Source organism: Synechococcales cyanobacterium CNB, assembly GCA_030263455.1.
GTDB lineage: Bacteria > Planctomycetota > Phycisphaerae > Phycisphaerales > UBA1924 > CAADGN01.
Window position 1 is genome coordinate 20,502 of the sequence record SZOZ01000010.1, and the last position, 25,190, is coordinate 45,691.

Below are 25,190 nucleotides of genomic sequence, written 5' to 3' on the forward strand. Positions count from 1 at the left end.
TTCTTCCCGGGCGAGACGTTGCAGGCCCGTCCGCCAACTCTTCCGCGTCTTCAGCCGACCGCGACGCGCGCCCCGTCGGCCGCCTTGACCACCATCCACCGCGCGCGCGCGCCGACGCGCAGCCGGTACTTATCGACGATGGCGCTGCCCGCCGCTTCGACGTGGCGCGGCTCGACGAGGGCGACGACGCACCCGCCGAAGCCGCCGCCGGTCATGCGCGCGCCGAAGACGCCCTGCGTCGTGGCGGCGATCTCGACGAGGGCATCGACCTCGGAGCACGAGACCTCGTAGTCGTCGCGGAGACTGGCGTGGGATTCGAGCATGAGCCGACCGACGCCTGGGGCGTCGCCCGCTTCGAGCAGGCGGGCGGCTTCGAGCGTCCGGGCGTTCTCGCGGAGGACGTGGAGGGCGCGCCGGCGGAGCGTCGGCTCCAAACGCGCCCGCTCGATCGCTTCTTCCGTGGCGTCGCGGAGCGAGCGCACCGCCGCATCGTGCTGCGCCAACTCGGCGACGGCGCGCTCACACTCGCGGCGGCGTTTCGCGTACTCGCCGGACGCGAGTTCGTGGCGCACGCCCGAGTCCACGACGAGGACGCTCACCCGGGCCTGATCGATCGGCACGGGACGGACTTCGACGGTGCGGCAGTCGATGAGCAGGGCGTGGCCGCGCCGTCCGAAGACGGACGCGAGCTGGTCCATCATGCCGCAGGGCACGCGGGCGAACTCGTGCTCGGCCCGCTGGCAGAGGCGGGCGAGCGACATGGGGTCGAGCGTTTCGCCGGCGAGCGAGCAGAGCGCAACGGCGAAGGCGACCTCGACGGCAGCGGAACTGCTCAGCCCGCCGCCAGGGGGCACGCTGGAGGCGAGTGCGGCGTCGAACATGGGGACGCCGACGCCGCGCGCCCGCAGGAGGGAGACGACGCCCTCGGCGTAGCGCGCCCAGGGGGGGGTTGAGGCGTTGCGACCGCGGCCCTCGAAGGAAGCGGCCTCGCCGCCGCGGTCCAGCGCGACGACGCGGCAGCGGCCCTCGGTGTTCGGTGCGACGGCGACCGCCGCCGAGCGGTCGATCGCCATGGGCAGGACGAAGCCGTCGTTGTAGTCGGTGTGCTCGCCGATGAGGTTGACGCGGCCGGGCGCGCGCGCGAGGGCGGCGGGTTCGCGCCCGAACGCCGCGCGCAGGCCGGCCCGCGCTCGCTCGGCCGGTTCACCGGGCGTGTCCTGAGGATCAGTAACCTTGGGCATCGCGTGCCGCCGCCGCCTCGACGACCCCGTCATCCATCACGTAGAGACCGACGAGGAAGTCGTTGACGAGGTACGGGTCCACGGAGAAGGCGCCGCGGATGGAGCCGTAGTTGATCGCCTGACGGGTGAGGTCGAGCGGGACGCCGAGTTTCACTTCGACGGCGTCGTAGGGCGTTGGGGGGACGCCGATGCAGCAGCCGTCCCACTGGTTCAGCATGAGGAGGCACTCGCTGGCGGCGTCGGCGACGAAGGGGAAGGCGATGAAGCCGGTGATGCGGACCTGCTTGCCGTTGAGGAGCGCGGCCCACTCGGGCAGTTCGAGTTTGCCCTGCTTGGGGCGGTAGACGCGCGAGGCGGAGATGAGCATCTCCCAGCTGATTTCATAGGGCTTCTCGACGGTGCCCTCGCCCGTGACGACGTGCTTTCCCCCGATGAGGAAGGAGCCGTCCTCGCGCCGCTCGACCGCGTCGGGGCGAACTTCCGGCTCGGCCGGCGCGGCGTCCCCCGTCGGCGGCTTCCGCGGAGTCAGGTCCTCGCGGGTCGTTACGGCGACGGCAGGCGAAGGCGCTTCGGGTGGCGTGTTCGTTTCGTCGGCGGCCGCCACGGCATCGTTCGTTGCTTCCGGCGCGGCGACTTCCACGACAAGGACTTCCGAGACCTCCGCGACCGCGTGCTCCTCAGCGACGACCTCGATCGGCGGTTCGACCACGGTCGCCTCCGCATCGGGTGCCTCCGCGGACACGGCGAGGGCTTCTTGTTGTGCCTGGGGCGTGGGAGTGGCGTTCTCAATATCGGCATCCCGCGTCGAGGACGCATCGGGCGATGTCGCGCGGTCCTGGACTTCCGGCGCCGGGCGCGCAGCGGTCTCGGCGACCTTTGCTCCGCCGCTCGCGGCAGGGCGATCGCGCATGAAGAGGACCGCGCCGCCGGCCAGGAACAACGCCGCCATCAACGCCCAGAAGACCCGCATCGTCGCCTCCTGTTCCGCCTTGAGATACTCCCCCGCGGCACGGCCCGTTGCGTCCCAATCGTAGGTTCGTTCGTGGATTCTTCCTCTCGAAGGAGCCGTGACCGTCAGGGGGCGGTTTCTCCCCTCGGATCAGCCGATCGGCCGCAGGTTGCGGGCGACGCTGGTCCGATACGCCATGACGGCGGGGACGAGGCCAGCGAGCGAGGCGAGAAGGACGGTGGCGGCGGCCATGACGATCATCCAGTCGAGGGGGAGCGAGGGCTGGACGACGAGGCCGAGGCGCTCCTTCATCGCGCCCGCGGCGGCCTGTGCGCCGATGAGTCCCAGGCCGAGTCCGGCGGCAGCGCCGAGCGCGCCGAGCACGGCCGACTCGGTGAGCACGAGTCCGAAGATGCGGGGCCGGCTGGCGCCGAGGACGCGCAGGACGGCGATCTGGCGCCGGCGCTGCTCCATGGAGTTGTAGAGCGCGAGCATGATGCCGATGCCGCTGGAGACCATGACGACAGCCGCCATCGCCAGCAGCACCTGGTCCACGTTCGAGACGATGGCGAAGAGCCTGTCGATCTCGGCCTTCGGCTCGGCGACGACGATGGAGGGGTCGCGGCGGAGTTCGCTCGCCACCACCGGCACGAGCGGGGAGGTCGCGGCTCCCCCCCTGGTGATGCAGCGGAGGTAGATGCCCGTCACCAGGCGGTCGGCGTCGGTCAGGTCCGCCTCGGTCGGGCGCGGGGAGTTCGGGTCTTCGGCGCGTCGGCGGTCGTGGGCGTGGATGATCCACGAGGCACGGAGATCGGAGAAGAGGGCGCGGTCGTGCGCGCTGCCGGTCGGTTCGAGGATGCCGGCGACGCGGTAGGTGAAGTCGTAGTGGACGTGGGCGGGCGCGCCGCCGGCGCGGGCGTCGCTGCGGCCGTGGGTGAGGTGGATTTCGTCGCCGACGCGCAGACCGGTCGCGCGGGCCGCCCGCGCCCCGAGCACAAGGTCGAACGGCCCTTCGAAGTACGTGCCCTGGGACAGGCGCCACGGCTCGCCGGGCGCGGGGGTGAAGTGCGTGAAGAACTGGGGCGTGGTCGCCAGGACGGGGAGGCCCTGGAAGGAATCGCCCTGCTGGTTGGGGATGGCCCACTCGACGCGGCCGTCGTCGGCGATCTGCTGGAATCGCTGCCAGGGGATCGGGCGTGCCGGCGCGTTGGCGTAGAAGACGCCGTTGAGGACGGAGACGAGCGGGCTGGCGTCCGCGCTGATGATGAGGTGCATGTTGCCGGAGCCGCGCTCGAACGCCTGCCGGCCCGCGTCGCGCAGGCTGAGGAGGACGAACATCAGCCCGACGGCAACAGCGACCGTGACGACCGTGGTCACGGTGGAGAACATGCGCCCGGTGAGGCTTCGGCAGATGATGGTCAGGTCGCTCATGGCCATCGTGCGTGATCCTCTTGAACGCGAAAGCCGCGGTGGTCGCGGCGTGCTTCGGAGTCTTTTCCCCGGCCCTGCGCTTCGTGCGTTTTTCGCCCTTCGCGTTCGATCTCTTCGATCATGTCCGCACCGCCGCTGAGAGTTCATCCCATGAGGCCCGTCGCTCGAAGCGTTCGGCCATCGAGGGGTCGTGGCTGACGCACAGCAGGGCCGCGCCTGCGTCGCGGCAGGCGTGCTGGATCAGGTCCATCGCGTTGGCGGCGTTCTCGGGGTCGAGGCTGGCGGTCGGCTCGTCGGCGAGCACGAGCGCGGGGCCGCAGGCGACCGCCCGCGCCACCGCGACGCGCTGCTGCTGCCCGACGCTCAACTCCTCGGGTCTGGCGTTCACCCGCTCGACGCCGAGGCGTTGGAGCAGCGTGCCGGCGCGTTCGCGGTGCTCGACCCTGGGGACGGTCGAGAACATGAGGGCGGCCATGACGTTTTCGAGCGCGCTGAAGCCGTGGAGGAGGTTGAAGGTCTGGAAGATCATGCCGATGGCTCGGCCGCGGAAGAGGTCGCGCCTGGCGCCGTGGAGGTCGTGCACGACCTGACCGTCGACGACGACGCGGCCTGCGTTCGGCTCCATGAGCCCGGCGATGAGCATGAGGAGGGTGCTCTTGCCGCGTCCGGAGCCGCCGGTGAGGAGCATCTGCTCGCCGGGTGCGAGGACGAGCGACCCCACGTCCACGACAGCCGGCCCGCCCGTCCCGTACGCGAACCGCAGGCCGTCGATCCGCAGGGCAGGTGTTTCACCCATCGACCGGAGTCTCCCGTTGCAGAGGGGGTGATCGTAGACTAGGACGAACAAGTCGCCGCGGATGAGGACGGAAGCACCCGGATCGGGAGTGAAGTCCCAAGCCAAGCCTGCTCCAACCGTGTTCATCCGTGGCGAGGTTCCTTTCGGTGCAGCAGGGGTGAAACGTCACCGGAGTCGAGCATGAGCATGGTCATTGCCGCAGTCGGGAGCCTGGTCATGGCCGCGCAGCCTGCGGGCGCTTCGGGGTATCGTCTCGAGCCGGTGCCGTTCACGAGCGTTCACGTCGCGGACGGGTTCTGGTCGCCGCGGCTGGAGACGAACCGTGTCGTGACGATCCCGTTCGCGTTCGAGCAGTGCGAGGCGACGGGTCGGCTGGCGAACTTCGACCGTGCGTCCGGGGCGCCCGGCGAGCACGAGGGCTTCTTCTTCAACGATTCGGACGTGTACAAGGTGATCGAGGGAGCGTCGTACTCGCTGGCGATCCACCCGGACGCGGAACTGGAAGCCTACCTCGACGCGCTGGTCGAGCGCATCGCGGCGGCGCAGCTGCCGGACGGCTACCTCAACACGTACTACACGCTCAAGGAGCCGGGCAAGCGCTGGACGAACCTGCGGGTGATGCACGAGCTGTATTGCGCGGGGCACCTGTTCGAGGCGGCGGTGGCGCACCACCAGGCGACGGGCAAGCGCACGCTGCTGGACGTGGCGACGCGATTCGCGGACCACATCGACGCGACGTTCGGGCCCGGCAAGCTGGGCGGCACGCCGGGGCACCAGGAGATCGAGATCGGGCTGATGCGGCTGGCGCGGCATACGGGGGAGAAGCGGTACGCGGAGCTGGCGCGGTACTTCCTTGAATCGCGCGGTCGTGGCGAGGGGCGCGCCGAGCCGCTCTACGGTCCGTACGCGCAGGACCACCAGCCGGTGGCGCGGCAGCGCGAGGCGGTCGGGCACGCGGTGCGCGCCGGGTACCAGTACGCGGCGATGGCGGACGCTGCGGCGTACCTGGGCATGGACGACTACCTGCCCGCGCTGGACTCGCTGTGGACGGACGTGGTGTCGTCGAAGATGTACGTGACGGGGGGACTCGGGGCGCGCCGGTCGGGCGAGGCGTTCGGCGAGGCGTTCGAGTTGCCGAACGACTCGGCGTACGCCGAGACCTGCGCCGCGATCGCGGGCGCGCTGTGGGCGCACCGGATGGCGCTGCTGCACGCCGACGCACGCTACGCCGACGTGCTGGAGCGCATCATCTACAACGCGTTCCTCGCGGGCGTGTCGCTCTCGGGCGACCGCTTCTTCTATCCGAACCCGCTCGCCTGCGACGGGCACACGAACTTCAACCAGGGCACGCCCGACCGCGCCCCGTGGTTCGCGTGCGCCTGCTGTCCGGTGAACGTCGCGCGGTTCATCCCGTCGATCCCCGGCTACGTCTACGCCACGTCAAGGGACGCGGTGTTCGTGAACCTCTACATGGGCGGGACGGCCGAGGTGCGCGTGGGCGGCACGCCGGCGAGCATCACGCAGCAGACGGACTACCCGTGGGACGGCGTGATCCGCCTGACGATCAGCCCGGAGCGCGAGAGCGAGTTCACGGTCATGCTGCGGTTCCCGGGCTGGGTGTACGACAGGCCCGTGCCGAGCGACCTGTACCGCTACGCGGACGAGCGGGAGGGCGTTCCCGAGTTGCTGGTGAACAACTCGACGACACCGATATCGCTCGACCGCGGATACGTGCCGATCCGGCGGGTCTGGAGGTCGGGTGACACGATCGAACTGCGCCTGCCCATGCCGGTTCGGCGCGTGGTGGCCGACGAGCGGGTCGGGCCGAACCGAGGGCGGGTCGCGCTGGAGCGGGGGCCGATCGTCTACTGCGTCGAGGGCGCGGACAACGAGGGGCGTGCGCTGCACCTCGTGCTGCCGGACGATGCTCCGCTGAGCGTGCAGCCGCGCCGCGACCTGCTCGGCGGGGTCGTTGCGATTACGGCTCCCGCGCGCATCGCGTACTACGACGAGGCGACCGACACCATCGCGACGCGCGAGCACGCGCTCACCGCGATTCCCTACTACGCCTGGAACCACCGCGGCCCGAACGAGATGGCGGTATGGATCGCCCGGGAGGCGGGCGTCGTGCCGAAGCCGCTCAAGCCCACGATCGCCTCGACGGCGCGGGCGTCGGCCTCGCACACGTGGTCGTCGGACACGGTGCGCGCGTTGAACGACCAGGCGGAGCCGAAGCACTCGAACGACGGCTCGATCCAGCGGCATACGTGGTGGCCGCGGCGCGGGAGCACGGAGTGGGTGCAGTACGACTTCCCGCGCGCCGCGACGGTTTGCGCCGTGGAGGTGTACTGGTTTGACGACACGGGGATGGGGCAGTGCCGACCGCCGCGGTCGTGGCGGTTGCTCTACCGCGAGGACGGGCGGTGGAAGCCGGTCGAGGCGACGACCCCATACGCCGCCCAGACCGACCGCTGGAACACGGTGGAGTTCCGGCCGGTGACGACGGACGGGCTGCGGCTCGAGGCGGACCTGCAGCCGGAGTTCTCCGCGGGCATTCTTGAATGGCGGGTTCGGTGATGAGCCGAGAGGACGAGCCACGACTGTCAGGGAGCGGTTTGCGTTCTTTCCGCTCCGCGCATCCTCTCGGATTTCGGCTTGACATGCCCGCCGGTTTGTGCAACACTACAGCCGTCCATGAGCACCCCAAGCCTCGGTTTGCAGCACCATCCCCATCACCATCGCGTCCCCCACGCGAACCGGTGACGGTGCCGCCGAACTGAGGCCCGCCGATCGACGCCGGTTCCCCCCGGCGTCGATTCCTTTTTGGCGGGATCGGCGTCGGAGGGACGGCAGACAAGGAGCCGCCCGTGACCGAGACCGCCGCCGGTGACCCCCCCCCCACAACCCTCCGCCTGGGTCTGCCCAAGGGCCGGATGCACGACGGAGTTCTCGCGCTGCTCGCGGACGCGGGCATCCGCGTGGCCGTCTCGCCGCGCGGGTATCGGCCCGTCGTCTCGCTGCCGGCGGTGGAGGCGAAGATTCTCAAGCCGCAGAACGTGGTCGAGATGCTGCACGCCGGGACGCGCGACCTTGGCTTCGCGGGGGCGGACTGGGTGGCGGAACTCGGCGCGGACATCGTCGAAGTGCTGGACACGAGCCTCGACCCGGTGCGGCTGGTGGCGGCCGCGCCGCGGGCGATTCTTGAGGACGGGCGGTTGCCGGCGCGGCGGCTGGTCGTCGCGGCGGAGTACGAGCGACTGGCGACGCGCTGGATCGCCGCTCGCGGGCTCGACGCGGCGTTCGTGCGCTCGTATGGGGCGACGGAGGTCTTTCCGCCGGAGGACGCCGACTGCATCATCGACGTGACGGCGACCGGCTCGACGCTCCAGGCGAACGACCTCGTGATCGTGGACGAGGTGATGCGCTCCTCGACGCGGCTGTACGCGAGCCGGTCGGCATGGGACGACCCGGCGCGTCGCGGGCGGATCGACGACCTCGCGCTGCTGCTGCGGAGCGTGCTGGACGCGCGCCGGCGGGTCATGCTGGAGCTGAACGTGCCGCGCGAGAGGCTCGAAGAGGTGTGCGCCGCGCTCCCGTGCATGAGGGAGCCGACGATCTCGCCGCTGCACGCGGACTCGGGGTACGCGGTGAAGGCGGCCGTGCCCCGTGCGGACCTGCCGCACCTGATCCCGGCGTTGCGAGCGCGCGGGGGGACGGACATCGTGATCTCGCCGATCGCGCAGGTGGTGCCGTGAGCGATTCGCCGCGACCAGCACCGGCCGCTCGTGTCCGCGCCGTCGCACCGTATGCGCCGCCCGCCGCTGCTTCACGTCCACGGTCCGCTGTCCACAGTCCGCTGTGGCTGCACGCGAACGAGGGGCGCGCGCCGGACGCGGCGATTCTCGATCGCCTTCGCGCCCTCGACGCGGAGACGCTGCGTCGCTACGCGAAGCCGACCGCGCTCGAAGCGATTCTCGCGGCGCACTTCGGCGTCGAGCCGGAGCGGGTCGTGGTGACCGCGGGCGCGGACGACGCGCTCGAACGGCTGTGCCGGGCGATGCTGGAGCCGGGTCGTACGGCCGTGCTGACCGATCCCACCTTCGAGATGCTGCCGCGGTACGTGCGGCTGGCGGGCGGGTTGCCGGTGGAGGTGCCGTGGCTCGACAGGGCGTTTCCGGCGGAGGAGTTCGAGCGTGCGATCGACGCGAGGACCCGGGCGGCGTTCATCGTGTCGCCGAACAACCCGACCGGGGCGGCCGTTTCCCCCGCCGACATGCTGGGCATTGCGGGGCGCAACCCCTCGTGCCTCGTCGTGGCCGACCTGGCGTACGTCGAGTTCGCGGACGAGGATCCGACGGCCGAGTTGCTCCGGCTGCCGAACGCGGTCGTGACGCGCACGTTCAGCAAGGCGTGGGGCCTGGCGGGGCTGCGCGTGGGCTACGCGATCGGCCCGGCGGAAGCGATCGGGTGGCTGCGGACCGTCGGGCATCCGTTCCCGACGTCGGGCGTGAGCCTCGCGCTGGCGGCGGCTGCGCTGGAGGCCGATCAGGCCGGCACGAGCGCGGCTCCGGTCGATGGGGGCGGACGCGCCGCCGTCGCAGGGGAACTTTGTGCTTGCGCGGTTCACGGACGCCTGGGCGGTCGCGGATGCGCTGGGCGAGCGGGGGATCCGCGTCCGGCGCTTCGAGCGGGGCACGCCGCTGGGCGATCGGCTGCGCATCACCTGCCCGGGGAACAAAGAGGAGTTCGAGCGGCTTGTCGGGGCTTTGGGAGAGATTCTCCGATGAACGCTGAGTGCACGGGGATGAACGCGGAGGGCGCGGAGGGCAACGATGATCCGCGCAGCGTGTCCGCGGGGTGTGCACTCCGCGAGACCTCGGCGTGTTCTGAGTTTGAGCTTGCTGAAGGAACCTGTCGATGAGCCGCACCGCCACGATCCATCGGAAGACGCGCGAGACAGAGATCGCCGTGACGCTGAGCCTCGACGGTGTCGGTGCGGTCACGGTGTCTACCGGCGTCGGGTTTCTCGACCACCTGCTGACGGCGCTGGCCACGCACGCGGGTTTCGACCTGTCGCTGACCTGCACGGGCGACCTGCACGTGGACGACCACCATACGGCGGAGGACTGCGCGATCGCGATTGGGCAGGCGATCGACGCCGCGCTCGGCGACCGCACCGGCATCGCGCGGTTCGGGTCGGCGTATGCCCCGCTGGACGAAGCGCTGGCGCGGGGGGTGGTTGATCTGGTCACGCGGGCGCATGCGACGGTGAACCTGCCGCTGAACTACGACCGCATCGGCGGGCTGGCGTGCGAGAACATCCCGCACGTGCTGGCGTCGCTGGCGACGGCGGCGCGTCTGTGCCTGCACGCGGACCTGATCCGCGGGGAGAACGACCACCACAAGGCCGAGGCGACCTTCAAGGCGGCCGCCCTCGCGCTGCGGCAGGCCGTCACCCGCACGGGGGCGGCCGGCGCGCCGAGCACGAAGGGTGTGATGTGAGGGGAAAGCGACGAAGAGGCGAAGACGCCGATCGTATGGGCATATCCCGGATGACGACACGTTTGCGGTCCTTGGTATCTTCGCGTTCGTTCGAGTGAGCCATCCATGAGCGAAGTCGTCGTCATCCGCACGGGCACAGCGAACCTCGCCTCCGTTCTTGCTGCGCTGGGGCGCGCGGGTGTCGATGCTCGTGTGTCTGACGACCCGCGCGACGCGGAGCATGCCCAGCGGCTTGTGCTGCCGGGCGTCGGCTCGTTCGGCGCGGGTATGCACGCGTTGAACGCGCACGGCCTCGTCGAACCTCTCCGGCGGCGGATCATCGAAGGCCGACCGACGCTCGCCGTCTGCCTCGGGCTGCAGCTGCTCGCCGAGTCGAGCGAGGAGTCGCCTGGCGTGCGCGGGCTGGGGGTCATCCCGGCGAGCGTCACCCGCTTTCCCGATTCCGTCCGCGTGCCGCAGATCGGCTGGAACCGCGTGTTCGCCGGGCCTGGATGCGCGCTGCTGGAGTCGGGGTGCGCGTACTACGCGAACTCGTACCGTCTGGAAGCCCCCCCCTCGGGCTGGGCGTGCGCGACGAGCGATCACGCCGGCCCGTTCGTCGGCGCGATGGAGCGCGGGCGCGCGCTGGCCTGCCAGTTCCACCCCGAACTGTCGGGGCCTTGGGGGCGAGCGCTCGTCGAACGGTGGTTGTGCGCGGGCACGGGGGCGCGGCGGCCCTGCGCGTTGCATGGGGCGATCGGTCGCACGCCCTTCCCGCGCGTGATCCCTTGTCTCGACGTGCGCGACGGGCGGATCGTGAAGGGCGTTCGGTTCGCCGACCTGCGCGACGCGGGCGACCCGGCGGAGCGGGCCGCGCTCTACGAGGCGCAGGGCGCGGACGAGATCGTCATTCTCGACGTCTCGGCGACGCCCGAGGGTCGCAAGACGGCCTCGGAGACGGTGCGCCGCGTGCGTGCGGCGCTGAGCATCCCGCTGACCGTCGGCGGGGGCGTGCGCACGCCGGAGGACGCGGCCGCGCTGCTCGACGCCGGGGCGGACAAGGTGAGCGTGAACACCGCGGCCGTGGAGCGCCCCGCGCTGGTCGCGGACCTCGCCGGGCGGTTCGGCGCCCAGTGCACGGTGCTCGCCATCGACGCGGCGAGGAGGCGGAACGCAGAGGGCGCAGAGAGGGAGCCGGGTTCAGAGTCCGATCTTCCAAGCGGCGGTTCTGCTCCGCGTTCTCTGCGTTCTACTTCTTCGTCCTCGGTGTTCTCCTGGGAGGTGGTGACGCGCTCGGGCACGCGCCGGACGGGCGTTGACGCCGTTGATTGGGCGCGGCGTGCGTGCGAACTCGGCGCGGGCGAGGTGCTGCTGACGAGTTTCGACCGCGACGGCACGCGCGAGGGCTACGACCTCGACCTGCTGCGGTCGGTCAGCGTGGCCGTGCCCGTGCCGGTGATCGCCAGCGGTGGCGCGGACACGCCCGAGCACCTGAAGCACGCGCTCGAGGCTGGCGCGGACGCGGTGCTGGCGGCGTCGATCTTCCACGACGGGGAGCACACGGTCGATGGCGTGAAGCAAGCCCTGGCCGCGCTGGGCGTGGCGTTGCGTCCGGCCGGATGAGAGCGGTTACAGCCGCTCGTAGATGGGGAGCGTGCCGACGAGCGGTCGGCAGTAGTCGATGAAGGCCTGACTGATGTTATTGTGTCCGTCGATGAACTCGGGCGGCATGTGTCGCGTCTTGGCGGCGACCGTGCCCAGGTCCAGCCTGCGGAAGCGGGCGGCGTAGGGCTGGGCGGAGCCGATGGGGCTGACGCGTTCGACGGCGACGGTGCCGTCGAGGTCGCCGCTGGCGGCGAGTTCGGCGGCGAATCGGCCGACGCCGCGGGCCTCGCTCGCGTCAACGGGCGAGGCGTCGGGCCAGCATCGCTGGATGTAGCCGAAGGTGTCGGCGCGGACGCGCGGGGGCTTGCCGCCGGCGGGGGTAAGTTTGGCCTTGAGGAGATCGGCGAGGGCGTCGCCGAGCGCGCCCGAGCCGGAGAGTTGGACGTTCCCGTGCGCGTCCACCTGTGCTCCCCGGATGAGCGTGGCGCCGATGGGCCGCCCCTCGCCGTCGCAGATGCCCTCGCTGACGGCGACGTGGCAGCGGCCCTTGGCGTCGTAGACCTCGGCGACGTCCTGCACGAATCGCTCGGTGTCGAAGGGGACTTCGGGCACGTAGATGAGTTGCGGGCCGTCGGTGGACGGCTCGAAGGGCCGATCGGCGCGTCGGGCGAGCGCGCTGGCGGCGGTGAGGAAGCCGGCGTGCCGGCCCATGATGACGTTGATCTTGATGCCGGGCAGGGAGATGTTGTCGAGGAAGTCGGCCATGCAGGCCATGGCGACGAAGCGGGCCGCGGAGGGGAATCCGGGCGTGTGGTCGCTGCCGACGAGGTCGTTGTCCACGGTTTTCGGGACGTGGAAGCATCGCAGTTCGTAGCCGGCCTTGTTGCTGACCTCGTTGACGATTCGGCAGGTGTCGCTGGAGTCGTTGCCGCCGATGTAGAAGAAGTAGCGAGCGCCGTGCTTCGCGCAGGCCTCGAAGATGCGTTTGCAGTAGGGTTCGTCGGGCTTGTCGCGGGTGGAGCCGAGGGCGGCGGAGGGCGTGACGGCAAGGCGTTCGAGGCGCGGGCGGTCGAAGTCGGTGAGGTCGACGAGGTCGCCCGTGGTGAGGCCGCGCACGCCGTGGCGCATCCCGAGGATTCGCCGGACGGGGTTGCCGGGCCGGCCCGCCCCCGCGGCGAGCAGGCCCTGCACGACGCCGACGAGAGACTGGTTGATGACGGCGGTCGGCCCGCCGGACTGGCCGATCACCGCGTTGCCTTCCGCGAGCCTCGTCATCGCTGCTCCTGTCGCCGATCTTCGTTTGCTTCGGTCAGGCCGGCGGGGATGGCATCTCGCCCGCCGTTCGATCGATGATACCCCGCGGTTGCAACCATCCCCTCCGAGCGCGTTACCCTGTCCTTGCCATGACACGCACACTCCTGCCGTCGCTCGTTTCGGTCGCGTTCGCCGCGACCGTGCTCGCCCAGCCCGCCACGAACAACCCGCTCGACCCGCAGCCGAACAGCCCGCGGAAGGTCGAGCCGTCGTACCACGCGCTGGTGGGCGCGACGGTTCACGTCCGGCCCGGGGCCTCGATCGAGCGCGGGGCGGTGGTGATCCGCGACGGGCGGATCGTCGCGGTGGAGGACATCGCGGGTCGGGAGTACGCCGCGCCCGCGGGCGCGCTGGTCTGGGACTGCGAGGGGCTGCACGTCTACTCGGGGTTCATCGATGCGCACGCGGAGGTGGATGCGCCGCTGCCGCCGATCGACGGGCCGGGGGTCCACTGGAACCGCAAGGTCACGCCGCAGCGGTCCGCGCTCGAAGGTCGCGGGCTGCCGGAGGCGGAGGCGAAGCGGCTGCGCGATCTCGGCTTCGCGGCGGCGGCGATCGCGCCGAAGGGGGGCATCTTCGCGGGTCAGGCTGCGCTGGTCAGCCTGGCGCCCCCCCCTTCCGATCCCTCGGACGGCCGTCCGCCCGTCTACCGCGAGCGCGTCTATCACACGCTCTCGTTCGAGACGGCGGGGGGCGGGAACCTCGGTGAGTTCTCCAACTACCCCAACTCGCAGATGGGCGCGATCGCGTTGATTCGACAGACCCTCAGCGACGCCGACTGGCTCGAATCACTCACGCTCCAGAGCAGCGAGACCGCCCGTGACGCCGCGATCGCGCCGTCGTGCCTCAAGACGCTGACGAAGACGAGTTTCGACCATCTCCCGCTCGCATTCCGCACGCGCGACGAGCTCGACGCGATCCGCGCGGTGAAGATCGCCCGCGAGTTCGAGCGCCGGCCGGTCATCATCGGCAGCGGTGTCGAGTTCCGGCGTCTGGACGCCATCGCGGCGTACGACCCGCAGCGCGAGCACGTGCCCACGATCATCGTGCCCCTGACCTTCCCCAAGACCCCCGACGTGAAATCCGCCGGCGCGGCCGACAGCGTGAACCTGCGCGACCTGATGACGTGGGAGCAGGCCCCCACCAACCCCCGGCGGCTGGACGCGGCCGGCGTGCACGTCTCGCTCACCGCGAGCGGGCTTCGGCGGGGCGAGAAGTTCGAGGACAACCTGAACAAGGCGCTCGAAGTCGGCGGGCTGACGCCCGAGCGCGCCCTCGCCATGCTCACGACCAACCCGGCCGGGACGCTCGGCGTGAGCGAGGTGCTCGGCACGGTCGAGCGAGGGAAGATCGCCAACCTCATCGTCACTGACAAGCCGCTCTTCGACCACAAGAACAAGGCGACGATCCGCGACCTCTGGATCGACGGCCGCCGGCACGAGATCAACCCTCGCAAGCCCCCCATCGCGGGGACGTGGGCGTATTCGTTCGGCGCCGGCGCCGAGCCTGCGGGCACGCTTGTCGTCGAGCAGGACGACAAGGGGAAGATCAGCGTCAAGCTCCCCGGCGCGGAGGGCGAGAAGCCGACGGCCGCCCGCGACGTGAAACTCGATGGCGACCGGCTCACCTATCTCGTCGATCTCCCCGACGGTGGTGTGGTGATGGTCACGCTGACGCTCGTGGGCGACCGTCTCTTCGGTTCGCTGCTCACGCCGGTGGGCGCGCGGGTGCAGTTGACGGCCGAGCGGGCCGACGCGGAGCCTGCGGGCGACGCGGCGGATGAGGGCGAGGCGGCGAAGCAGGCCGAGGACGAAGCGCCCGCACTTCCTCCCGAGGACCTGCCGGGCTATCCGTTCGGAGCGTACGCGGTGAAGGAACTGCCGCCCCAGCGGGCCGTCGTGCTGCGCAACGCCACCATCTGGACGTGCGGTCCGCAGGGCGTGATCGAGCGGGGATGGGTGTTCATCAAGGACGGCATGATCGAGCGAGTGGGCGTCGGCGGCCCGCCCTCGACCGCGGGCGACGTGCTGGTGATCGACCTCGAGGGCAAGCACGTGACGCCTGGGCTGATCGACGCGCACTCGCACACGGGCATCTCGCGGGGCGTGAACGAGTCGGGGCAGGCCGTCACCGCCGAGGTGCGCATCGGCGACGTCACGAATCCCGACGCGATCAACTGGTATCGGCAGCTCGCGGGCGGCACGACGACGGTGAACTCGATGCACGGCTCGGCGAACCCGATCGGCGGCCAGACGCAGACCAACAAAATCCGCTGGGGCGTGCCGCACCCCGACGACATGCACATGCAGGGCGCAAAGCCGGGCATCAAGTTCGCGCTCGGCGAGAACGTCAAGCAGTCCAACTGGGGCGAGCGGAACACGACCCGCTACCCCCAGACGCGCATGGGCGTCGAGACGATCATCCGCGACCGGTTCATGGCGGCGCGGGAGTACGCGGCGGCGAGCGGCAAGCGCCGCGACCTCGAACTCGAAGCGATGGCCGAGATTCTGGCGGGCGAGCGGCTGGTGCACTGCCACTCGTACCGGCAGGACGAGATTCTCATGCTCTGCCGCGTTGCGGCGGACTTCGGCTTCACGATCGGCACCTTCCAGCACGGCCTGGAGGTGTACAAGGTCGCGGAAGCGGTGAAGGACCACGCGATCGGGGCGTCGCTCTTCTCCGACTGGTGGGCGTACAAGGTCGAGGTGCAGGACGCGATCCCGCACGCCGGCCCGCTGCAGGCCGCGGTGGGCGTGCTGACGTCGTACAACTCCGACTCGGACGAACTGGCGCGGCGCATGAACGTCGAGGCCGCCAAGGCGCTGCGTTACTCCACGCTCTCCGATTCCGGTGCCTTCGCCCTTGCGCCCGAGCAGGCTCTCCACTTCGTCACGATCAACCCCGCCATCCAACTGGGCATCGCCGATCGCGTCGGCTCGATCGAGAAGGGCAAGGACGCGGACCTGGTCGTCTGGTCGGGCGATCCGCTCTCGGCGTTCTCGCGGGCAGAGTCGGTGTGGATCGACGGGCGTGAGCACTTCTCTCTCGCCCGCGACGCGGAACTGCGCGAGCGGAACGCGGCGCACCGCGCGCGGATCGTCCAGAAGATACTCGCCGAGGGCGCGAAGAAGAAGCCCGACAAGAAGGACGGGGAGCAGAAAGAGAACGGCGAGGCCGAGGAGAAGCCGCCCGAATCGCTCCGCGAGCGGATGCTGGTCGAAGCGCGCCGCCGCCACTACCTCAGCCTGTATCTTCGCGGCATCGACCCGGCCGACCACCGCTGCGGCGATTGCGGCATCACCGAAACCGAACTCGGAGGCGCACGATGAGAACACCATGCGTCAACGCTGTCGCCTGCTTCGTCGCGGTCCTCATCTCCTGGTCCCTTGATCCATCTATCCCCCCTGCCTCCGCGCAGGATCTGGGCGTGAAGGCCCCGCCGCAGACGCGCCCGGTGTACGTTCACAACGCAACCATCCACACGGTCTCCGGCGACACCATCGAAGCGGGCGGCATCGTGTTCGATGACGGCGTTATCACGGCGGTGCTGCCCGCGGGCATGACGCCGGCCTTCGCGCCCGGCTCGCACCCGATCGAGATCGACGCCGAAGGGCTGCACGTGTACCCGGGGCTGGTCGCGCCGTACACGCAGCTCGGCCTGACTGAGATTCAGGCGGTGCGGGCGACGCTCGACTTCCGCGAGGTCGGCACGATCGCGCCGGAAGTCCGCGCCGCGGTGGCGATCAACCCGGACTCGACGCTCCTGCCGGTGACGCGCTCGTCCGGCATCCTCACGGCGGGGGTGTTTCCGGGCACGACGTACGAGATATTCGGCGACGCCGGGCCGCGCGGCCTGATCCCGGGGCGTGCGTCCGTCATCAGGCTCGACGGCTGGACATGGGAGGATCTTGCCATCCTGGACGACGCGGGGCTGGTCGTGAACTTTCCGCTGACGCGGCCGGTCGTCGCGTGGTGGATGGACGAGCCCCCGGATGGTCAGAGCGAGAACATCCAGCGTGCGATGGCTGCGCTTGAGGACGCCTTCCGCAACGCCGCCGCCTACCGCAACGCCCGCGCGGCGACCCCGGACCACCCGATCGACCTGCGTTACGAGGCGATGCAGCGGGCCTTGCCCTCGGCCGCCGTCGCTCAACTTCCCACGTTCTTCATCGCCCACGACGTGGACCAGATCACGGGCGCACTCGCGTTCGCGGAGCGGCACGGGCTGCGCCCGGTCATCGTCGGCGCTCGCGACGCCGACCGCTGCACCGACCAACTCAAGGCGGCGGGTGCGGCGGTGGTCATCGAGTCCTCGTACCGGATGCCGAAGCGCGACGACTCGCCCTACGACGAGTTGTTCACGCTCCCGCAGCGGCTGGAGGCGGCGGGCGTGGCGTGGTGCTTCGCCTCGGGAGAGGAAACCGCTCATGAGCGCAACCTGCCGTACGCGGCGGCGATGGCCGTGGCCTACGGCCTGCCGCCGGAGACCGCGCTGCGCGCCGTCACGCTCAGTGCCGCGGACATCCTCGGGGTCGGCGACCGCCTCGGCTCGCTGGACGTGGGCAAGGCGGCGACGCTGATCATCACCGACGGGCACCCGCTGGAGGTGACCACCCGCGTCCACCTGGCCTTCATCGACGGCCGAGCGATCGACCTGGAGAACAAGCACACCGCCCTGGCCCGCAAGTACCTGGAGAAATACCGGCAGCTGGGGCTGGTAGGTGGGGAGTAAGGCTGGCGCGCGACCTTCGGCTGAGCATCAGCCCGCTGGATTCTCGGGCCTGCGCGAGTTCACGCCGGGATGCGGAACCGTGCCCCGGAGCATCCGAATGGGCCTTCCTCGGCCTTCACGGTCGAGAGTCCGCATTTCCCCCGGAACACAGGGAACCCGCGTCCGTTTCGCGGGTCTAACCCTGACCGCACGGACCCTCCCCGAGCGAACCCCCCATGAGTCCATACACCATGTCAAGGTCTCCGACCTCGCCGCTTCGGAACTACCCCTCCGAACAGCCCGACGGCCGGGGCAGGAACCCGTTCCACAACGGTTCTTCCCGTCTGCCGGATTGGGCTTCCGGTGCCGCCGCCTGCTGGGAGGCGCTGGTTCAGGATGCCCGGGCACTGGTCTCGGTCGTGGACGAGGCGGGGCGGTACCACTTCATCAATGCGCCGCTCGCGGGTCTGCTGGGGCTGTCGGACCCGCAGGCGGCCCTCGGCCGGACGATGCACGAGTTCCTTCCCAAGCCTTTCGCGGACGAGCGGCTTGGGTACATCCGGCGCGTGGCGGATTCCAATGCCGCGGTCACGATCGAGGGTATCTGGGCTGGGCGCTGGGTGCGCTCGACGATCCGTCCCATCACCCCCGGCGACGACGGGCTTCGGCGCGTGCTGCTCGTGACCGTTCCGGTCGCGGGGGATGAGACCACGGCCGACCGCTCGCCGGCCATCCGTCAGAAGGTGGACGACCTCGGCCCGCTTGCGTCGCTCACGCGGCGCGAGCTGGACGTGCTGCGGCTCATCGGTCGCGGACTGTCCACGGCCGAGATCGCCGCGAAGTTGTTCCGTTCTGTGAAGACGATCGAGGGTCACCGGGTCTCGCTGGGCAACAAACTCAAGGCTTCCAACCGCGTCGAACTGGCCCGGATCGCCATCCGCGCCGGGCTGGTCACGCTCGACGACGAGGCGGACGACGGCATCTCGTCCGACGACGGCGCGAAGTAGGCATCCCGCGTCCTGGCGCGTGGGGCGCGGTAGTCTGGCGGTAGCATGCGCCGGGCCGTCTTCCTCGACCGCGATGACACGCTGATCGACAACGCCGGCGACCTCGCCGACCCATCACGGGTGCGCCTGCTGCCCGGGTCTCTCGTGGCCTGCGAGCGACTTGCCGGCGCGGGGTACACGCTCGTCGTGGTCTCGAACCAGGGCGTGGTCGCCCGGGGGGGAGGATCGTTGCGCGACGTCGAGGCGACGAACGACCGTGTGCGCGCGCTCCTGACACGGCCGCACGCGAGCCGGCCGCTGGTCGAGGCGTTCTACTTCTGCCCGTTTCATCCTGAAGGGACGGTCGGGCGGTTCGCGTCCGAGCATCCGTGGCGCAAGCCCGCGCCGGGGATGATTCTCGTCGCCGCGGGCGAGCTCGGCATCGATCTTGCCTGCTCGTGGTTCGTGGGCGACGCGGAGCGGGACATCCGGGCGGCGATCGCCGCGGGCATCCCCCCCCCTTGTGCCCTGCTGATCGGCGCCGCCCGCCCGCTGCCCGATCTCGCGGCAGCCGCCGACCGGATCCTGGCGAACGGTTGAGCGGAGCGTGGTCGTGCCGGATCGGGTCGGCTCTGCCCGCGTGGGTCAGCGCCTTCCCAAGCCCCGTGCTCCATACCCTTTGCTCGCCCATGTCCCAGGCCACGGCCACTCCCCTCCGGCTGCTCGTCGTGCTCCCATCGTGGCTCGGCGACGTGGTGATGGCCACGCCCGCGTTACGGCTGCTGCGCGACCGGCTGCGCGGCTCGTTCATCGCGGGCCTGGTGCGCCCGGAGATGCGCGGCGTGCTGTCGGGAACGGACCTGCTCGACGAGATGCACGCCGACCGCAAAGGGGGCGTGATGGGGCCGAAGCACGTCGCGGCACGGCTGCGGCCGCGCAGGTACGACTCCGCGCTCCTGCTGACCAACTCGTTCTCCAGCGCGCTGGCGGCGCGCGTCGCCGGGATCCCGCGACGGATCGGGTACGATCGTGATGCGCGAGGTCTGCTGCTCACGCACCCGATCCGCGCGCTGGAGCGAGACGGCAGCACAGCGCTGCGGCGGCGCTGGGCGCCGGTCCCGGCCGTGCGCTACTACCTCGACGCCGCGTGCGAGTTGCTGCGGTGTGCCGGCATCGATCCGCCGCCGATGCCCGATGAGCCGGCAGCGCTGCCGACGGGCATCGTGCTCGAACTCGCCACGACGCCGGAGGAGGAGCACGCGGCTGACGTGCTTCTGGAGCGCGCCGGCCTTGCCCCGGATGCGCCGTTCGTCGTCGTCAATCCCGGCGGCAACGACCCCGCGAAGCGCTGGCCCGCCGATCGCTACGCCCGCCTCGCCCGGCGTCTGGCGAGCACCCACGGCCTCGCGGCGCTGGTGAATGGTTCGCCCGTGGAACGCGACCTCGCCGCGGAGGTCTGCCGTGCCGCGGGTTCCGGCGCGGTCGCGCTGCCGGAACTCGGCGTGAGCATCGGCTCGCTGAAGGCGATCGTGCGGCGGGCGCGGCTGATGGTGACGAACGACACCGGCCCGCGACACCTCGCGGCGGCGTTCGGCACGCCCCTCGTCTCGCTCTTCGGCCCGACCGACCACCGCTGGACGACCATTCCGACACGCCCGCTGCCGAGCGGGCACCACTCGGAGGTCATCCTTCTCGCCGACCCGACGCTCCCCGCGGGTGAACTCGCCAACGACCACCCAGACCGGTGCAGGATCGACCGCATCGAGTACGGCGCGGTGTGCGAGGCAGTGGAGCGGTTGCTTTCACTCAACGAGCCGCGACCGTAAGAGTGCGGCACGGGCTTGCGTCGGTCTCTGTTTCGAGAGCCACTTGCTGGCACGCGCGGCTTGTTCCATGCATCAACAACAACGGCCGCCCCGAAAGACTCGGAGCGGCCGTCCGTGTGCGCTGGATGTCTCGTTCGATCACGCGGCCTTGCGGACGCGGCGGCGGGCCGTCGAGGACGACGACCACGCGGCGAACGCCGGGGCGGTCGATGCCGACGTCCGGCGGCGTGTGGCGCGCTTGGCGGCGGGGCGCTTGGTCGCGGCCCGCTTGGCGGTGGTGCGCTTGGCCTTGGTGCGGCGGGTAGCGCGCTTGGCGGCGGGGCGCTTGGTCGCGGTCCGGCGGGCGGTGGTGCGCTTGGCCGCGGTCCGGCGGGCGGTGCGCTTGGCGGTGCGGCGCTTGGTCGCCGTGTGGCGGGCGGTGCGCCTGGTCGTCCTGCTGGTCCTGCGGGTTCTGGTCGCCATGTGCTGTTCTCCTGGCTCGTGTTCCGTGCTTCGGCTGGTCCCCGGGGGAGCGACGCGCCCCGCCTCTCGGGTCGCCATCAGGCCGGGCGACGGGGGCGAAACGCCCACCGCACCCGGCGCCGCGGCCCGAACGAGAACCGTCGGCGGACTTGCCCATCGACACTTCAAACCCCCGGCATGAGAATTTGCTCCCGGATTCGGCCGACATTCGCACCGACGCCCCGCTTTTTTCTCGCCAACAATCACCTTCACGCCACGCAGGAGCCGCCTCGTGACCCCCACAGAACAGCCGTGGACGCCCGATTCCTGGCGATCCAGGCCCGCGCAGCACGGCTTCGACTATCCCGACGCGGGCGCGCTGGAGGCCGCGATCACCAAGCTCCGCTCGCTCCCCCCCCTTGTGACCTCGTTCGAGATCGAGCGGCTCAAGGCCCTGCTCGCTGAAGCCCAGGAGGGGCGGCGGTTCCTGCTCCAGGGGGGCGACTGCGCCGAGACGCTCGCGGACTGCCGGCCGGAGACCATCACCAGCAAGCTCAAGATCCTGCTGCAGATGTCGCTGGTGCTGGTGCACGGGCTGAACAAACGGAGTCGCGCGACGGACCGAACGGTCCGCGCACGCTCCCTTCGTACTTCGGCGACCTCATCAACGCCGCGGACTTTGACGAGCGCGCCCGCACGCCGGACCCGCACCTGATGGTGAGGGGCTACCAGCACGCGGCGATGACGCTGAACTTCATCCGCTCGCTGCTGGAGGGCGGGTTCGCCGACGTGCACCACCCCGAGTACTGGGACCTCTCGTTCCTGCACCACGCCGACCTGCCCCCGGAGCGCAAGGCCGATTACGAGCGCGTGAGCGCGAGTCTGGCCCAGGCGCTGAAGTTCATGGAGGCGCTGGGCGAGGCCCGCATCGAGGAGCTCACGCGCGTCGAGTTCTACACGAGCCACGAGGGGCTGAACCTGCTCTATGAGAGCGCGCAGACCCGGCGGGTGCCGCGGCGGACGGGCTGGTACGACCTGACCACGCACATGCCCTGGATCGGCGACCGGACCCGCGCCCTCGGCGGCGCGCACGTCGAGTTCTTCCGCGGCGTGGCGAACCCGGTGGCCGTGAAGCTGGGGCACGGCACCAGGCCCGGCGACGCGGTCGCCATCGCCCGCGCGCTCAATCCCGCGGATGAGCCGGGCAAACTCGCCCTCATCACTCGCATGGGCGCGCACCGCGTGCGCGAGACCCTGCCGCCGATCCTCGACGCGGTCCGGCGCGAGGGCGTGCGCGTGCTGTGGGTCTGCGACCCGATGCACGGCAACACGACGACGACCTCGACGGGGGTGAAGACGCGCTCCTTCGATGCCATCGCCGAGGAACTGGAGCGGACCATCGACGCCCACCGCGATGCCGGCACCATGCTCGGCGGGGTGCACTTCGAACTGACGGGCGAGGACGTGACCGAATGCCTCGGCGGCGCGGCCGGGGTGACCGAGGAGGCCCTGACCCGCAACTACGCCTCCCCCTGCGACCCCCGGCTGAACTACCAGCAGTCGCTGGAACTCGCGTTCCGTCTCCGCGCCCGTCTCGCGGGAACGTGATCCCGGCACTGGTGCCTCCCCCTCTCGGGGCGGGCCATTCGGGCGTCATCTCTCCGTCCTCTGGTCTCCTTCATCAAGTCGCGCACTGGAAAGGCCGATCCACCCCTTGGGCCACGTCGCCCGTGTGGAGGCCTCCGTGCCACGCCAGAGAACGACCGGTACTACCCCCGAGCGTCTGGCTTCGGGCGCGGAGGGCGCGACCCGCACGCGGCGTGCCGCCTCACGCCCCGACGAACGACGGACGCCCCCCCCCACGGTCAAACCCGCGCCCGCTCGCCCGAGGCTTCGGCTTGTCCGCGAGACCATCGACCCCGACGCGCCGATCCCGTTCAACAGGCGCACGTCCGATCGTGGTCCCGCGGTGGGAGAAGCGATCGCGACCTTTACGGGTCCGCACGGGTTTGCCGCGCTGGCTCGCGTGCGTCTGCGAGACAGGAGTGCGGGCGGGCTTGGCGTGCGCTGCCCGCTGGCCGTCGAGCCGGGCGCGATCGCCACGCTGACGCCCGTGCAGGCCGGTGGCATGCCCGAGTCGGCGCTCGTGGTTCGCTGCACGGGCCGGGCGGGGGCGTACCACCTCGGTCTGCGGCGGCTGTGCATGCCGGCCGCCTGACCGCATCCCTCAGGGGTGGTGCCCTTCAGACTCCCTTCGCCCGCTTCAACTCCGCAACCGTCGCTCTGAAGCGTTCCGCCATCGCGTCCAGGGCGGCGGGGATGACGCGCACGCCGCCCACGACCTCGATGAAGTTCACGTCGCCGTTCCAGCGCGGCACGAGGTGCACGTGGAGGTGCTGCGGCACGCCCGCTCCCGCGGCGCGTCCCTGGTTGATCCCGATGTTGACGCCCTGCGGCTCGAGCGTGCGTTGGAGCAGGTCCGCGGCCAGTTCGGTCAGTCGCCACAGCGAGGCCCGCTGGGCCGGTTCATAGTCGAGCAGTGTCGGTCTCGCCTCGCCCAGCGCGACGAGAAGGTGGCCGTTGGCGTAGGGGAAGGCGTTGAGGAGGATGATGCCGTCGGCGTCGCGGTAGACCACGTGGTTTCGCCGGTCGCTCGCGGGGTCGCGCCAGCGGTCGAGGAGGAAGGAGCCGGCCCCCGGCGCGGGGGGGCCTGCGGCGCGCTCGCGTGCTTCGAGGGCCTCGAGGTATTCCAGCCGCCAGGGCGCGTGCAGCCCTCGTCGTCCCGTGGTGCCTTCGTCGGCCATGCCGCAACGCTACAGCCGGGCCGCACGCGCCGCCACTGCGGATACACTCCGCCCACAAAGGAGTTCCCGATGTTCAACAGCATCAAGGCGGGCGGCACGGGTCGCGCCGCTGCGCTTGTCCTCGCCCATTTCAAGGGGCAGCCCCTCGACGGCGCCTCGAAGAAGCGTGATGCCGACGGCTCGGCCGCCGCCGCGCTGAAGCGGGGCGAGGCGACCGGCGACCTCGGTCGCGTCGTCGAGGCGTTTCCGACGGGTCGCGGGGCGCACGGCCGCGTGCTTGTCGTCGGCCTGGGGGCGAAGGACTCGTTCGACGCGGACGCGCTGCGGACGGCGGCGGCGGCGGTCGCGCGCCGCCTGGCGGTGACGCGCGATCCTTCGGCCGAGATCGACGTACAGGGGGCGCTGTCGGGCGTGCGCCTCGACGCCGAGCGGGCAGGGTCGGCGTTCGGGGAGGGGCTTGGTCTCGTCGCCTGGAACGCCGACATCCTGAAGGGCGCGGCGGGCATCAGCAACAACGGCCGACCGAAGCCAACGCTGACGGTGCGTTCGGCGCACGCGGCGTTTAACCGCGGATTGAAGCGCGGCCTCGCGCTCGCGGAGGGCGCGAACCTCACGCGCACGCTGAGCCAGACGCCGCCGAACCTCGCCACGCCGATGTGGATGGCCGAGCAGGCGCGAAAACTCGCCCGCAAGACGGGCATGTCCTGCACGGTGATCTCGGGCAGGCGGCTGAAGGACGAGCGGCTGACGGGCATCGCGACGGTCGGGGCGGCGAGCGAGAACAAACCGTGCCTGATCCGGCTCGAATACCGGCCGAAGGGGGGGCGAGCGGGCGGCAAGCCGGTGGTCCTGATCGGCAAGACGATGTGCTACGACTCGGGCGGGCTGAGCCTCAAGATCAACAACACGATGGCTGGCATGAAGCGTGACAAGGACGGCGGGTGCGCGGTGCTCGGCGCGATGCACGCGATCGCCACCACCATCAGGCCGAAGCGCCGCGTCGTCGCCCTGCTCGCGGCGGCGGAGAACTCGATCAGTGACGAGGCGTACCGGCCCGACGACGTGCTGACGTTCCGCAACGGCGTGACAGTGGAGGTGACGAACACCGACGCCGAGGGGAGGCTGGTGCTCGCGGACGCGCTCTGCTGGGCGTGCGAGCGAGAGAACCCGGAGTGCATCATCGACCTGGCCACGCTGACGGGCGGCGTCGTGATCGCGCTCGGCTCGACCTTCGCGGGCCTGTGGTGCGACGACGACGCGCTGCGTGCCCGCATCGAGGCGGCGAGCGCGGCGAGCGGCGAGCGCGTGTGGCGGCTCCCCCACCATGCCGAGTACCGCGACATGATGAAGTCCACGGTCGCGGACATCCTGAACAGCAACCCCAACCGCAAGGCCCACCCGATCCAGGGCGCGGCGTTCCTGTCGTACTTCGTCGAGAAGGGCGTGCCGTGGGCGCACATCGACATCGCGGGCGTGCACGTCGCGGACTCGGACAAGGGGCCGTTCGTCGCCGGTCCCACGGGGTGGGGGGCGCGGCTGCTGGCGGAGTTCCTGGACGGTCGCTGACTCGGTGCGCTCCGCGGGGTCGGCGCGGGGCGTCGGCCG

19 protein-coding genes and 1 pseudogene are annotated in these 25,190 nt (G+C 70.9%); 13 read left to right on the forward strand and 7 right to left on the reverse strand.

The window, feature by feature from the left end; translation table 11 throughout:
• Positions 1–50: 50 nt before the first annotated feature.
• From galK to FBT69_10895, 4 genes are all read right to left on the reverse strand, one after another.
• Positions 51–1,274 (reverse strand): galactokinase, encoded by a 1,224-nt coding sequence (gene galK, locus FBT69_10880; GenBank protein MDL1905295.1) that lies wholly within the window; start codon positions 1,272–1,274, stop codon positions 51–53.
• Positions 1,225–2,211, reverse strand: a complete 987-nt coding sequence (locus tag FBT69_10885; GenBank protein ID MDL1905296.1) for a hypothetical protein — start codon at positions 2,209–2,211, stop codon at positions 1,225–1,227. Before FBT69_10885 ends, galK begins: the two co-directional genes overlap by 50 nt.
• A 129-nt stretch (positions 2,212–2,340) precedes the next feature.
• Positions 2,341–3,768: an ABC transporter permease gene (locus FBT69_10890; protein MDL1905297.1), complete on the reverse strand. Its 1,428-nt coding sequence runs from the start codon at positions 3,766–3,768 to the stop codon at positions 2,341–2,343.
• Positions 3,740–4,543, reverse strand: a complete 804-nt coding sequence (locus tag FBT69_10895; protein ID MDL1905298.1) for an ABC transporter ATP-binding protein — start codon at positions 4,541–4,543, stop codon at positions 3,740–3,742. Before FBT69_10895 ends, FBT69_10890 begins: the two co-directional genes overlap by 29 nt.
• A 54-nt stretch (positions 4,544–4,597) precedes the next feature.
• Between FBT69_10895 and FBT69_10900 the strand changes: the two genes are divergently transcribed.
• The 5 genes from FBT69_10900 to hisF all read left to right on the forward strand — a co-directional run bounded on the left by FBT69_10900 (position 4,598) and on the right by hisF (position 11,521).
• Entirely contained in the window at positions 4,598–6,994 is a 2,397-nt protein-coding gene (locus tag FBT69_10900; protein ID MDL1905299.1) for a glycoside hydrolase family 127 protein, read from the forward strand.
• A gap of 356 nt (positions 6,995–7,350) precedes the next feature.
• Positions 7,351–8,172: an ATP phosphoribosyltransferase gene (hisG, locus tag FBT69_10905; GenBank protein MDL1905300.1), complete on the forward strand. Its 822-nt coding sequence runs from the start codon at positions 7,351–7,353 to the stop codon at positions 8,170–8,172.
• Positions 8,169–9,338 (forward strand): histidinol-phosphate aminotransferase family protein, encoded by a 1,170-nt coding sequence (locus FBT69_10910; GenBank protein ID MDL1905301.1) that lies wholly within the window; start codon positions 8,169–8,171, stop codon positions 9,336–9,338. Before hisG ends, FBT69_10910 begins: the two co-directional genes overlap by 4 nt.
• The gene (gene hisB / locus FBT69_10915) at positions 9,335–9,919 is read left to right on the forward strand and encodes an imidazoleglycerol-phosphate dehydratase HisB (GenBank protein ID MDL1905302.1); all 585 of its coding nucleotides are present in this window, start codon (positions 9,335–9,337) and stop codon (positions 9,917–9,919) included. Before FBT69_10910 ends, hisB begins: the two co-directional genes overlap by 4 nt.
• 105 nt (positions 9,920–10,024) lie before the next feature.
• Positions 10,025–11,521: an imidazole glycerol phosphate synthase subunit HisF gene (gene hisF, locus FBT69_10920; protein MDL1905303.1), complete on the forward strand. Its 1,497-nt coding sequence runs from the start codon at positions 10,025–10,027 to the stop codon at positions 11,519–11,521.
• Between the two features lie 6 nt (positions 11,522–11,527).
• Here hisF and FBT69_10925 read toward each other — a convergent pair whose 3' ends face one another.
• Positions 11,528–12,778, reverse strand: coding sequence for a diphosphate--fructose-6-phosphate 1-phosphotransferase (locus FBT69_10925; protein MDL1905304.1), 1,251 nt, complete (start codon positions 12,776–12,778; stop codon positions 11,528–11,530).
• A 74-nt stretch (positions 12,779–12,852) separates the two neighbouring features.
• Here FBT69_10925 and FBT69_10930 point away from each other — a divergent pair, with 74 nt between their 5' ends.
• From FBT69_10930 to FBT69_10950, 5 genes are all read left to right on the forward strand, one after another.
• Positions 12,853–16,146: a hypothetical protein gene (locus FBT69_10930; GenBank protein ID MDL1905305.1), complete on the forward strand. Its 3,294-nt coding sequence runs from the start codon at positions 12,853–12,855 to the stop codon at positions 16,144–16,146.
• Positions 16,143–17,549, forward strand: a complete 1,407-nt coding sequence (locus FBT69_10935; GenBank protein MDL1905306.1) for a hypothetical protein — start codon at positions 16,143–16,145, stop codon at positions 17,547–17,549. The genes FBT69_10930 and FBT69_10935 overlap by 4 nt, the downstream gene beginning before the upstream one ends.
• 215 nt (positions 17,550–17,764) lie before the next feature.
• Positions 17,765–18,535, forward strand: coding sequence for a hypothetical protein (locus FBT69_10940; protein MDL1905307.1), 771 nt, complete (start codon positions 17,765–17,767; stop codon positions 18,533–18,535).
• Positions 18,536–18,580: 45 nt separating this feature from the next.
• Complete coding sequence (locus tag FBT69_10945) at positions 18,581–19,114, forward strand: HAD-IIIA family hydrolase (protein MDL1905308.1); 534 nt, start codon at positions 18,581–18,583, stop codon at positions 19,112–19,114.
• An 89-nt stretch (positions 19,115–19,203) separates the two neighbouring features.
• A complete protein-coding gene (locus FBT69_10950; protein MDL1905309.1) occupies positions 19,204–20,340 on the forward strand; it encodes a glycosyltransferase family 9 protein in 1,137 nt (378 codons plus the stop codon).
• 138 nt (positions 20,341–20,478) lie between these two features.
• Here FBT69_10950 and FBT69_10955 read toward each other — a convergent pair whose 3' ends face one another.
• Complete coding sequence (locus FBT69_10955; GenBank protein ID MDL1905310.1) at positions 20,479–20,802, reverse strand: hypothetical protein; 324 nt, start codon at positions 20,800–20,802, stop codon at positions 20,479–20,481.
• A gap of 271 nt (positions 20,803–21,073) precedes the next feature.
• Here FBT69_10955 and FBT69_10960 point away from each other — a divergent pair.
• Both FBT69_10960 and FBT69_10965 read left to right on the forward strand, forming a co-directional pair.
• Positions 21,074–22,389, forward strand: a pseudogene (locus FBT69_10960) (3-deoxy-7-phosphoheptulonate synthase).
• Positions 22,390–22,525: 136 nt separating this feature from the next.
• Complete coding sequence (locus FBT69_10965; GenBank protein MDL1905311.1) at positions 22,526–22,999, forward strand: hypothetical protein; 474 nt, start codon at positions 22,526–22,528, stop codon at positions 22,997–22,999.
• Between the two features lie 25 nt (positions 23,000–23,024).
• Here the strand turns inward: FBT69_10965 and FBT69_10970 are convergent, their stop codons facing one another.
• Entirely contained in the window at positions 23,025–23,585 is a 561-nt protein-coding gene (locus tag FBT69_10970; protein ID MDL1905312.1) for an HIT domain-containing protein, read from the reverse strand.
• A gap of 69 nt (positions 23,586–23,654) precedes the next feature.
• On the opposite strand from FBT69_10970, the gene FBT69_10975 reads away from it, so the two are divergent.
• Positions 23,655–25,151, forward strand: a complete 1,497-nt coding sequence (locus FBT69_10975; protein ID MDL1905313.1) for a leucyl aminopeptidase family protein — start codon at positions 23,655–23,657, stop codon at positions 25,149–25,151.
• The last annotated feature ends 39 nt before the right edge of the window (positions 25,152–25,190 follow it).

Excerpts from the sequence above, each read along its gene's own strand:
- hisG (MDL1905300.1), top strand. The coding sequence starts at position 7,351 with ATGCACGACGGAGTTCTCGCGCTGCTCGCGGACGCGGGCATCCGCGTG.
- FBT69_10895 (MDL1905298.1), bottom strand. The coding sequence starts at position 4,543 with ATGAACACGGTTGGAGCAGGCTTGGCTTGGGACTTCACTCCCGATCCG.
- FBT69_10900 (MDL1905299.1), top strand. The coding sequence starts at position 4,598 with ATGAGCATGGTCATTGCCGCAGTCGGGAGCCTGGTCATGGCCGCGCAG.
- hisB (MDL1905302.1), top strand. The coding sequence starts at position 9,335 with ATGAGCCGCACCGCCACGATCCATCGGAAGACGCGCGAGACAGAGATC.
- FBT69_10935 (MDL1905306.1), top strand. The coding sequence starts at position 16,143 with ATGAGAACACCATGCGTCAACGCTGTCGCCTGCTTCGTCGCGGTCCTC.
- FBT69_10975 (MDL1905313.1), top strand. The coding sequence starts at position 23,655 with ATGTTCAACAGCATCAAGGCGGGCGGCACGGGTCGCGCCGCTGCGCTT.
- FBT69_10950 (MDL1905309.1), top strand. The coding sequence starts at position 19,204 with ATGTCCCAGGCCACGGCCACTCCCCTCCGGCTGCTCGTCGTGCTCCCA.
- galK (MDL1905295.1), bottom strand. The coding sequence starts at position 1,274 with ATGACGGGGTCGTCGAGGCGGCGGCGGCACGCGATGCCCAAGGTTACT.
- FBT69_10955 (MDL1905310.1), bottom strand. The coding sequence starts at position 20,802 with ATGGCGACCAGAACCCGCAGGACCAGCAGGACGACCAGGCGCACCGCC.
- FBT69_10940 (MDL1905307.1), top strand. The coding sequence starts at position 17,765 with ATGAGTCCATACACCATGTCAAGGTCTCCGACCTCGCCGCTTCGGAAC.
- FBT69_10885 (MDL1905296.1), bottom strand. The coding sequence starts at position 2,211 with ATGCGGGTCTTCTGGGCGTTGATGGCGGCGTTGTTCCTGGCCGGCGGC.
- FBT69_10945 (MDL1905308.1), top strand. The coding sequence starts at position 18,581 with ATGCGCCGGGCCGTCTTCCTCGACCGCGATGACACGCTGATCGACAAC.
- FBT69_10970 (MDL1905312.1), bottom strand. The coding sequence starts at position 23,585 with ATGGCCGACGAAGGCACCACGGGACGACGAGGGCTGCACGCGCCCTGG.
- hisF (MDL1905303.1), top strand. The coding sequence starts at position 10,025 with ATGAGCGAAGTCGTCGTCATCCGCACGGGCACAGCGAACCTCGCCTCC.
- FBT69_10930 (MDL1905305.1), top strand. The coding sequence starts at position 12,853 with ATGATACCCCGCGGTTGCAACCATCCCCTCCGAGCGCGTTACCCTGTC.
- FBT69_10890 (MDL1905297.1), bottom strand. The coding sequence starts at position 3,768 with ATGAACTCTCAGCGGCGGTGCGGACATGATCGAAGAGATCGAACGCGA.
- FBT69_10925 (MDL1905304.1), bottom strand. The coding sequence starts at position 12,778 with ATGACGAGGCTCGCGGAAGGCAACGCGGTGATCGGCCAGTCCGGCGGG.